Origin of the sequence: Parafrankia sp. EUN1f, assembly GCF_000177675.1 — a bacterium.
In the GTDB taxonomy this organism is placed as follows: Bacteria; Actinomycetota; Actinomycetes; order Frankiales; family Frankiaceae; genus Parafrankia.
This window is the reverse complement of the sequence record NZ_ADGX01000236.1, coordinates 1-9,607: the sequence shown is the minus strand read 5'-3', so window position 1 is coordinate 9,607 and position 9,607 is coordinate 1. Positions and strand designations below refer to the sequence as shown.

8 protein-coding genes and 1 pseudogene are annotated in these 9,607 nt (G+C 70.7%); 2 read left to right on the top strand and 7 right to left on the bottom strand.

Annotated elements, in window-relative coordinates; all coding sequences use genetic code 11:
* On the top strand, positions 1-439 hold a 439-nt coding region (locus FREUN1FDRAFT_RS36195), incomplete at its 5' end, for an isochorismatase family protein (RefSeq protein ID WP_035957263.1).
* 303 nt (positions 440-742) lie between these two features.
* Here the strand turns inward: FREUN1FDRAFT_RS36195 and FREUN1FDRAFT_RS36190 are convergent.
* The 6 genes from FREUN1FDRAFT_RS36190 to FREUN1FDRAFT_RS44650 all read right to left on the bottom strand — a co-directional run bounded on the left by FREUN1FDRAFT_RS36190 (position 743) and on the right by FREUN1FDRAFT_RS44650 (position 7,131).
* Complete coding sequence (locus tag FREUN1FDRAFT_RS36190) at positions 743-2,026, bottom strand: amidohydrolase family protein (RefSeq protein WP_006545376.1); 1,284 nt, start codon at positions 2,024-2,026, stop codon at positions 743-745.
* A 136-nt stretch (positions 2,027-2,162) separates the two neighbouring features.
* Positions 2,163-2,939 carry an enoyl-CoA hydratase-related protein gene (locus FREUN1FDRAFT_RS36185; protein ID WP_006545375.1) on the bottom strand — a complete coding sequence of 259 codons (777 nt, stop codon included), beginning with the start codon at positions 2,937-2,939 and terminating at the stop codon, positions 2,163-2,165.
* Positions 2,939-3,781 (bottom strand): SDR family oxidoreductase, encoded by an 843-nt coding sequence (locus FREUN1FDRAFT_RS36180; protein ID WP_006545374.1) that lies wholly within the window; start codon positions 3,779-3,781, stop codon positions 2,939-2,941. The genes FREUN1FDRAFT_RS36185 and FREUN1FDRAFT_RS36180 overlap by 1 nt, the downstream gene beginning before the upstream one ends.
* Positions 3,782-3,838: 57 nt before the next feature.
* Positions 3,839-6,022 carry an acyl-CoA dehydrogenase gene (locus tag FREUN1FDRAFT_RS36175; protein WP_006545373.1) on the bottom strand — a complete coding sequence of 728 codons (2,184 nt, stop codon included), beginning with the start codon at positions 6,020-6,022 and terminating at the stop codon, positions 3,839-3,841.
* 34 nt (positions 6,023-6,056) lie between these two features.
* Positions 6,057-6,920, bottom strand: coding sequence for an amidohydrolase family protein (locus FREUN1FDRAFT_RS36170; RefSeq protein WP_006545372.1), 864 nt, complete (start codon positions 6,918-6,920; stop codon positions 6,057-6,059).
* A gap of 4 nt (positions 6,921-6,924) precedes the next feature.
* Complete coding sequence (locus FREUN1FDRAFT_RS44650; protein WP_157475774.1) at positions 6,925-7,131, bottom strand: hypothetical protein; 207 nt, start codon at positions 7,129-7,131, stop codon at positions 6,925-6,927.
* An 87-nt stretch (positions 7,132-7,218) separates the two neighbouring features.
* On the opposite strand from FREUN1FDRAFT_RS44650, the gene FREUN1FDRAFT_RS36165 reads away from it, so the two are divergent.
* Complete coding sequence (locus tag FREUN1FDRAFT_RS36165; RefSeq protein ID WP_006545370.1) at positions 7,219-8,388, top strand: thiolase family protein; 1,170 nt, start codon at positions 7,219-7,221, stop codon at positions 8,386-8,388.
* 897 nt (positions 8,389-9,285) lie between these two features.
* Here the strand turns inward: FREUN1FDRAFT_RS36165 and FREUN1FDRAFT_RS48365 are convergent.
* Positions 9,286-9,607, bottom strand: a pseudogene (locus tag FREUN1FDRAFT_RS48365) (maturase); the annotation flags it as partial.

Genomic DNA, 9,607 nt, shown 5'->3' with positions numbered 1-9,607 from the left:
GCTGCACGCCATCGCGGCCCGCCGGCCGGACGGCCGCGGCGCCAGCCACAACGCCCGGCTGTTCGCCGCGGTGGAACGGGCGCCGGTCCAGCAGCTGCTCGGCACCTCGGCGGTCGAGGTCGTCGACGAGATCGGGCGCGCCCCGTCCGATCTCGTCTCGACCCGGCTGGCGGGCCTGTCCCCCATCGCCGGCACTGACGCCGACGCGTTGCTGCGCAACCTCGGTACCCGCACCCTGGTCATCGTCGGCGTATCCGCCAACATCGCGATTCCCAACGCGGTGTTCGACGCGGTGAACCTCGGCTACCAGGTGGTCGTGCCCCGCGACGCGATCTGCGGAGTGCCCACCGACTACGCCGATGTCCTGATCGCGAACACCCTCTCGCTGATCGCGACGATCACCACCACGGCCGACATCCTCGGAATCTGGCAGCCCTGATCCGCGAGATGCGACTCAGCAGGTCGCTGGCCGGCCCAGAACCCGGCCGGCCGGGCGCACAGAGTGCGCGCTGCCGCGCCGCGCCACCGATTCATGGCAACAGCCGCAAATGGGGACTACGGGAATAACTTGACGCTCCGCAAGAAGTGAGGACCGCGGTTGCTGCAGCAGCCGAAATCCTCACTTTTTGTGTGAAAGCACCACTGTCTACTCCGCCAGGACCTCAGCGGCCCGCCACGCGATCAGCGCGGCAGGCCGCATGCCGAGTCAGGCCCGCGCTCCGAGTCAGGCCCGCACTCCGAGTCAGGCGGTGGCGTTGCTCGCGAGGGCGGACAGGTCGGTGCCGGCGCCGGTGCGCTCGAAGCGGCCCTTGTCGAAGGAGCGGGTGGTGACGTCGTGCCCGGCGACCTCCGCGCGCAGCGCGCCGACCGTGGAACGCTCGCGGGGGCGGTGGGCGAACGGGTCGAAGGAGTACCAGCGCATCGCGTTCTCGAACGTGATCTTGTTGAGCTCGTCGTCGGGGACGTCGGCGGCGACCGCGGCCAGTTCCTCGCCCGCGTTCGGCCAGGACGAGTCCGAGTGCGGATAGTCGCACTCCCAGGCGATGTTGTCCAGGCCGATCATGTCCCGCAGCCTGATGCCCACCGGGTCGGCGATGAAGCAGGTCAGGAAGTGCTCGCGGAACACCTCGCTGGGCAGCTTCCCGCCGAAGTCCTGGCCCGTCCACAGGTGGTGCATGTCGTAGGTGCGGTCGATGCGGTCGAGGAAGTACGGAATCCAGCCGGTGCCACCCTCGGAAAGGGCGATCCGGATTCCCGGGAACTTCTTGATGACCCGGGACCACAACAGGTCGGCGGCGGCCTGGCAGATGTTCATCGGCTGCAGGGTGATCATCACGTCGACCGGCGCGTCGGCGGCGGTCACCGACAGCTTGCCCGACGAGCCGAGGTGGATGGACAGCACCACGCCCTCGTCGACCAGTGCCTGCCACAGCGGGTCCCAGTGCTCGTCGTGGAAGCTGGGCAGCCCGAGGGTCGCCGGGTTCTCGGTGAAGGTGATCGAGTGGCAGCCCTTGGCCGCGACGCGGCGAACCTCGGCGGCCGCCAGCTCCGGGTCCCAGAGGATCGGCAGCGCCATCGGGATGAACCGGCCCGGGTAGGCCCCGCACCATTCGTCGATGTGCCAGTCGTTGTAGGCCCGCACGACCGCCAGGGCGAGATCCTTGTCGTCGGCGGCGGAGAACACCCGGGCGCTGAAACCGGGGAACGACGGGAAGCACATCGAGCCCAGCACCCCGCCGGCGCTCATGTCCTTCACTCGTTCATGAATGTCGAAACAGCCCGGACGCATCTCGTCGAAGGCCGTCGGCTCGACGCCGTACTCCTCCTTTGGCCGCCCGGCCACCGCGTTCAAACCGATGTTCGGGATGACCGACCCGTTGAAGGTCCACACGTCGGAGCCGTCGTCGAGCCGGCGAACCCGCGGCGCCACGTCGGCGAACCGGGCCGGCAGCCGGCCCTCGAACATGTCCGGTGGCTCGACCAGATGGTCGTCCACGCTGATGAGGATGAGATCGTCCGCTTTCATGCCGGGCCTCCTATGAGCCTTTTCCATCTCAGCGTTCACTGTCAGGGCCGCCGCAGATCTGAGCCGACGATGGAAAAGGGCTCACTCCTGGGCGTGACATGACTGTCACATTTCTCGTTGCCTTTCTGGCAGCCGGTCACGCGCTGCGGGCGGCTCGCAGCCGGTCACGTACCCCGCGGACGTGATCGGCGAAGCCGGGCCGGTCGACGGACCACTGCTGCACGACGAGCTCGGCCGCGACCGCCTCGTCCGCGTCCGCGAGCGCGGCCGTGGTGCGCAGCGTCGTCTTGGTGCGGGCCACCAGGTCGTGCTGGCGCCCGGCGGCCCGCCGGGCCAGCCGGGAGGCGACCGCGGTCAGCTCGTCGTCCGGCACGCATCGCCAGGCCAGCCCGCAGCGCGCCGCCTCCGCGCCGGTCAGCCTGTCCCCGCAGAGCACGAGCGCGGCGGCGCCCTGGGTCCCGATCCGCCCGGCCAGGCGCCACAGATGACCGCCGCCGGGGGCGATACCGACGTCGAGGAAGCGCGGGTCGAACGACGCCGACTCCCCGGCGATGATGATGTCGCAGGCCAGCGGCAGGTTCACCCCCGCGCCGATGGCCGCCCCACCGACGGCCGCGATCGTCGGCACCGGGGCGTGCGCGAGCGCGAGCATGCCCGCGTAGGTGTCGGCGAGTGGGACGCGCGGCGCGATCAGGTCGTCCAGGTTGCCGCCGGCGCAGAACACCGGCGGGGCCGCGGTGAGCACGATCGCACCGGCGTCCGCGGCGAGCACCAGCTCGACCGCCTCGGCGATCGCGCAGCTCATCTCGTACGACAGCGCGTTGCGGTGCGCCGGGTCGTTCAGCGTGAGCACCGCGAAGCCGTCCACCTGCTCGACGGTCACCAACGGCCCGGGGGCCGGCGCCCCGCCCATCAGCCGGTGCTCCACTGGCCGGTGGTCTCGTCGGGCCGCTCCCCGGTGGCCGCGTGCGCGCCCAGTGCCTGCAGCGCCGCCGGATCGAGCGGAGCGCTCGCCGGGTTGAGGGTCACGTCGTCGAGCGCGATCCCGCCATACGTGAGCGCGAGGGCCGTGCTCTGGGCGACCGCAGCGCCGACGTCGTCCACGTGCATGAAGTCGGCGGTGACCAGCCCGGAGGACGCCCATTTCGGCAGGAGCTCACCGAGAATGTCGTCGCCGAACTCCCGGTGGATCTCGGTGGGCATCGTCGCCCCCACCGAGAGGCGCAGGAACCGGTGCTCGGGATGTTCGCGCCGCCAGCTGCGGATGGTGTGCTCGAGCGCGGCCTTGCTCGCCGTGTAGGCGCCGAGCCCGTGCACCGGGTTCCCCACCGAGTTGGACGACAGGTAGACGAACAGGCCCGGCTCGTCGCCCCGGGCGGTGACCGCGGCCGCGGTGACCAGCGCCGGTGCGGTCACGTTCGTGGCGAAGACGGCGGACCAGGTGGCCGCGTCCGTCGTCGTCAGCAGGCTCAGCGGCGAGTACCCGATCGGGAACAGCACCGCGTCCAGGCCGCCGAAGGCCTCGGTCGCCGCCACCACGACACGCTCGCATTCGGCGTCTACGCGCAGGTCTGCGGGTAACGCGAGCCCGCCGTCCAGGGTGGCGACGACCTCGTCCAGCTGCGCGGCTCGCCGCCCGACCACGGCGACCCGCCCGCCGGCGCGGCCCAGGGCCAGGGCGGTCGCCCGCCCGATGCCGGACGACGCGCCCACCACCAGGAAGCGCCGGCCGGTCAGATCGATCGTGATGCCCATCAGATTCCCGTCGGTAGGCCGGTGAAGAACGGAGGAGAGGGCGGAGCGCCGGCGGCGTCAGCCACGCGGCAGGCCGAGGATGCGTTCGGCGATCACGTTCAGCTGGATCTCGACGGTTCCGCCGCCGATCAGCTTCGGCGGCACCGTGAGGTAGCCCTGCGCACGGGCCCCGGCCGGACCGTCGGCGACGGCGGCGGCGGGCCCGGTCCAGCGCATCGCCCGTTCGGCCACCCGGGTGGCCAGGGTGCCCGCCAGCACCTTGGAGACGCTCGACTCCGCCCCGGGGCGCAGCCCCGACAGGCTGCGCAGCGTGGTGCGCAGCGCCAGCGCGGCCAGCGCGTGCGCCGGCCCGAACGTCTCCCCCAGCTCCCGCAGGACGTCCGACGGCTCCGCCGCGAGGCCCGGCTCGCCGGCGAGCTCCACCAGCCCGACCGGGATGTTCTGCATGCCGCTGATGCTGACCCGCTCGTTGCCGAGCGTGGTGCGGGCCAGCGTCCACCCCTGGTTCACCTCGCCGACCAGCCGGTCGTCCGGCACGAACACGTCGTTGAGGAACACCTCGTTGAACAGGAAGCCGCCGTTGGCCTCCTGCAACGGGCGGATCTCCAGCCCGGGGGCGGCCATGTCGACCAGGAAGTAGGAGATGCCCTTGTGCTTGGGGGCGTCCGGGTCGGTGCGGGCCAGGCAGATGCCGTACTGCGCCTCGTGCGCCTTCGACGTCCAGACCTTCTGCCCGTTGAGCCGCCAGCCGCCGTCGACCTTCTCGGCGCGGGTGGACAGCGCGGCGAGGTCGGAGCCGGCGCCGGGCTCGCTGAACAGCTGGCACCATTCGATGTCGCCGCGCAGCGTCGCCGGGACGAAGAAGTCCCGCTGGGCGTCGGTGCCGTGGGCGAGGACCGTCGGCAGTGCCCAGTCACCGACGATGAGCATCGGCGGCGTCAGGCCGGCACGCTCGTACTCACGCTGGATGACGAGCTGCTCGATCGGGCTCGCGCCGAGGCCGTACGGCCGCGGGTAGTGCGGCACGACCAGCCCTTCCTCGGCCAGGCGCAGGCGCCGGGCGGGGCCGTCGGCGGGCAGCGCCGCGACCTCGGCGAGGATCCCGGCGATCCGCTCCCGGAACGCCGGGTCGGCGTCGGAGAGGTCGACGTCGAAGTCGCGGGACGTCGTCCGGACCCGCTCGCCGAGCTCACGCTGCCAGCGGCTGGCCGGGCCGAGCAGGTTCTCCAGCACCATCGCCCGGCGCCAGTAGAAGTGGGCGTCGTGCTCCCAGGTGTAGCCGATGCCGCCGAGCAGGGTGATCGTCGCGAGCCCGAGGTCGGTGGCGCCGGGCAGGCAGACCGCTGCCGCCCCGGCGGCCGCGACGGCGAGCTGGGCGTCGCTCTCGTCGAGCGCCCGGGCACCGTCCCATGCGGCGGCGGCCATGGTCTGGACGTCGACGAACATCCGGGCGCACTTGTGCTTGATCGCCTGGAACGAGCCGACGGGCCGCCCGAACTGCTCACGCACCTTGACGTAGGAGACGCCGGTGTCGATGCACCACTGGGCGAGGCCGGTCGCCTCGGCGGCGAAGAGCACCGCGGCGACGGCACGCACCTGCGCGGAGCCGACCGCGACGCACCGGTCGGCGCTGATCAGCACGTCATCCAGCATCACCGGGCCGACCGCACGGGTGTGGTCGACCGGCTCGCCGGCGCGGACCGCCACCCCCTGGCCGGGCTCCGCGACGAACCAGATCTCGCTGCCGTCCGGAGTCGTCGCGCCGAGCAGCAGCAGATGGGCGCCCGGGGCGCCGAGCACCGGATCGGTCGTGCCGCTCACCCGGTAGCCGCCGTCACCGGCCGGCCGCGCCGCGAGCCCGGCCGCGGAGAGGGCGGTGGCCCCGACGGAGCCTTCCGCCAGTGCCGGCAGGGTCCGCTTGCGCAGGTCGTCATCCCCGTAGCGGGCCAGCACCGAGCTGGTCAGCAGGGATGGCAGCAGCGGCCCGGGCAGCAGGCCGCGCGCGGCCTCCTCGACCACGACGGCCAGCGCCACCGGCCCGGCGCCGGCCCCGCCGTGCTCCTCGGGCAGGTGCAGGGCGGTCAGCCCCTGTTCGACGACGCCCGGCCAGTAGTCGGGCAGTGCGCCGCCGACCCACTCCGGCATCGCCGCCCGGACCGCGGCGGACGGCGCGTGGCGGGCCACGAACCCTCGCACCGAGTCGGCGAGTGCCGCGTGGTCGTCGTCAAGACCGATGGACACGTCTGTCTCTCCTCGCTGCTGTGCCGCTGCCGGCTCAGGCGTCCAGTTTCAGAACTCGGCGGGCGTTCTCATGCAGGAACTTGGTCCACACCTCGTCACGGAACGGGACGTCCTGCATGTCCCGCATGATGCGCTCGAGGGTCAGCCCCATGGGGAAGTAACCCGCGTAAATGACCTTGTCCGCCCCGCGCCTGTTCGCGAAGTCGATGATGTCCTTCGGGTAGTACTTCGGCGCGAAGGCGGACGTCGAGTAGAAGAGGTTCGGCCACTTGAGCAGCAGCTTCACCGCCAGCTCCGTCCACGGCTCGCAGCCGTGCCGGGTGACGAACACCAGGTCCGGGAAGTCGTACATCACCTGGTCGATGAGTTCGACCTTCTGCGGCGCGAACGGCAGCCGCGGGCCGGGCACACCGGCGCAGACGAAGATGGGTATCCCCAGTTCGACGCACTTGGCGTAGATCGGGTACATCTTCTCGTCGTTGATCGCGACCTGCGGGAAGGTACCGGCGGGGAAAACTGTCGCCGCCTTCACCCCGTGGGTCTCGAAATCGGCGACCAGGCCGCGAACACTGCCCATGACGTCGGACGGGTTCTCGATCGTCGCGCTCGGAACGAACCGGTCCGGGAAGGTACGCAGAGCCACCTGGGCTGCTTCACCGCGGCAGCCGATCATCCCCTTCTCGATGTTGTAGCGGTCCATCTCGCCCAGGGTGACGCTGACCGGGTCATCAGTGGGCAGATCGTGCGGCACGCTCTTGAACATGTACTCGGCCGGGAACGCGAACGCCCTCGACTCCGGGTCCTTGAGCTGACGCCGGATGAAGTCGTACTGGGAGGAGTCCCGGGTCGGAAAGGCGATCATCGTGTCGATGACCGGGACTCCCAGGGGAAACGCCATGGCTTCATGATCCTTCGGAGGTCGGGAGGTGGTGGCGGGCAGGGCCGGCGGGCGTCGACCGGTGGGTCAGGTCCAGATCAGCGTCGTAGTGGTCGTCCGCGCCGAACGCTCGCAGCGCCTCATCCGCCATGCCACACCTCTCCCGCGTCACGGTGACCTTCGACGATGCCCAGCAGACCAGCAGACCAGCAGGCTGGCCGGCTGTCAGCACCGGAGGCACCGTCGTCAGGTCGAATATAATATTCAAACTGCGAACTGGCACCTGCCGTGCCGCCGCAGACCTCCCGAGGAGACACCCGTGACCGACGCTGTTGTTGTGTCGACCGCCCGCACCGCCATCGGGAGGGCCCGCAAGGGCTCCCTCGTCGGGCTGGACGCCTTCGCCCTCGCCGAGGCGGTCGTTCCCGCCGTGGTGGAGCGCGCCGGCGTGCCCGTCAGCGACATCGACGACCTCGTGCTGGCCGAGAGCTACCAGGGCGGTGGCGTGATCGCCCGGCACACCGCTGTCCGCATCGGCCTGACCGACGTGTCGGGCCTGGCCACCAACCGGCACTGCGCCTCCGGCCTGAGCGCCGTCGCGATCGCCGCCGCCGGCATCCGCGCCGGGATGGAGAAGGTCGTCGTCGCCGGCGGCACCGAAAGCCTCAGCAACCAGATCCTCGGCTCGCGCCGCGACGCCGACGGCAACCAGAAGATCTGGATGTCCCCGCCGAACCCGGACACCCCGGAGGCGCCTTCGTTCGACATGCCGATCACCGTCGGCGAGAACACCGCCCGCGAGATGGGCCTGACCCGCCGCGACGTCGACGAGTGGACCGTCTACACCCAGGAGCGCGCGCTGGCCTCCATCGACGCCGGCGCCTTCGTCGACGAGATCATCCCGCTGGACGTCACCCTGCCCGACGGCACGACCAAGCGGTTCGACACCGACGAACACCCCCGCCGCGGGACGACCCTGGAGCGCCTCGCCGAACTGCCGGTGATTCGCCCCGACTACCCGAACCCCACCGTCACCGCCGCGAACTCGGCCGGGCTCAACGACGCCGCCGCCGCGGTCACCCTGACCAGCGACGACTACGCCGCCGCCAACGGCCTCGCCCCGCTGGCCCGGATCCGCTCCTGGGCCACCGCCGGGATCGACCCGGCGCTGACCGGCCTCGCCCCCACGCTGGCGATCCCCAAGGCCCTCGACCGCGCCGGGCTGACCCTCTCCGACATCGCCCTGTTCGAGATCAACGAGGCGTTCTGCTCCGTGCCGGTCGCCGCCATCCGCAAGCTCGGCCTCGACCCCGCGATCGTCAACGTCAACGGCAGCGGCGCGAGCCTCGGCCACCCCATCGCCGCCACCGGCGCCCGCATGATCGTCACCATGATCGGCGAGCTTCGCCGCCGCGGCGCGAGCCTGGGCGTCGTCTCCATGTGCGCCGGCGGCGGCATGGGCGCCGCGATGGTCATCGAGATCGTCTGACGCATCGGCGAACCGCCCTGCGTTCCTTGGAGACCAGGGCGGTTCAGAAGCACCCTTTAGCTACGGCTGCCTCATTGGTCCGCGCTAGAGGACCGCCTTGAGCAGGACGATGAAGGCCGCCACCAGAGGTACGGTGTGCCCGTCGACGGCCATCATCGTGTGGATCTTCCGGTGTCCCCACGCCGGCCAGTCTGCGGCGTACTTCGCCGTGACCGGCCGGCGGCCAGGGTCTCTTGGTCTGGTCCGATGGGTCCTTCAGCAAGACCATCGTCCCAGGTCGGACAGCATTTACGCGTTCAGCCCACCCCAACTCCCACCAAAATCGGCAGTGGATGGGCTGACCCTAGCGTCCGTTGTCGTTCTTTTCATTTTTTGACTTCTCAGCCCAAGTTCTCTGCGCACGGGAGAGGAATGGTTGTACCATAGATTTTGAGCCAATGGAACCAGGGCTGGGAAAATCGCGTATCTCCAACTAAAGCCTGCGGTGCAGGACCTCCATCACCCGGGCCCGCTCCTCGGTGGTCAGGGCCGCGGGCTGGTGGCGCTGCTTGTGCGGGATCGGCTCCGGTCGCGGCGGCGGCGGGCTTTGACGGTGCCGCCGGTAATGCGTCGCCCGGGACCGGCCCACCGCCCGGCACGCCGCGACGGCCCCGACCTCAGGTATCAGCTGTTCGAGTGCTTCGTCGGTCAGCTGTTCGGCGTGTTCGGCGACGGCGGGTTCTCGTCGGGAGCGCCCTCGAGAGTTTCTCCAGTCGGGTAGCCGGCGGGAATCGCACCCGCCGGCTCCCACGGAGTTGGGTAGGCCGCCGGCGAGGTGACCGCCTCGGGCGGTTTCTTTTCCGTCGGCCTCCCGCCGAACCCGCCGTGCAGCGTTAACTGCAACGGGCTCTCCAGTGGTTATGCCGTGGGTTGCGTGGTAGGTCGTCCGGCGTGGATCGCCTCGTGGCAGGGGCGGCAGGCGACGAGTGTTTTTCGCCGTCGCTTCGCCATGAGGCGGACCCAGGCCGGTTTTTCACGTCGTCCTGGTTTGTTGAGGTCGGCGAGGTGGCGGATGTGGTGTACTTCCACCTGCTCCGTCGCTCCGCACAGTTCGCACGCGCCCGCGAGGAGCCGGTGGATCAGCTCGTTGCCACGGGCCGTGGCCAGGATCGGCGCTCGATCTTCGAGGGCAGCCGTTGGCTTCCGGTGCAGCGGTATACCTCCGAAACGCGCTACCAGT